1 protein-coding gene is annotated in these 323 nt (G+C 36.5%); it reads left to right on the forward strand.

Features of this window, described 5'->3' with window-relative positions:
- On the forward strand, positions 1-323 hold a 323-nt coding region (locus tag ACEN4L_RS13525; protein ID WP_407123684.1), incomplete at both ends, for a transposase.

The following is a 323-nucleotide window of genomic DNA, read 5'->3' on the forward strand; positions in this document are numbered from 1 at the left end:
ATCTGATCACCTATGGTGATGATACGAATTGGGAAGAAACAGAAGTTCAGTACTTTAACATCGATTATCAAGCAAAATCATGGAAGAAACCTCAAAGAGTAGTGATAAAATCGACACGCGATGGATTGCTTTTTCGCCATGAATTTGTGACAACTAATCTTTCTACTGTTATTCGCAATGACCAAGTGTTTAAGATGTACCAAAACCGTGGGACTATGGAAAACTTTATTAAAGAAATCAAGTCAGGCTTCTATTTTGATAAAACAGATAGTTCTGCGTTTTTGACGAATGCCATCCGGATGACTATTAGCGGAATTGCTTAT

The sequence above is a fragment of the Desemzia sp. FAM 23988 genome, from assembly GCF_045528365.1.
In the GTDB taxonomy this organism is placed as follows: Bacteria; Bacillota; Bacilli; order Lactobacillales; family Carnobacteriaceae; genus Desemzia.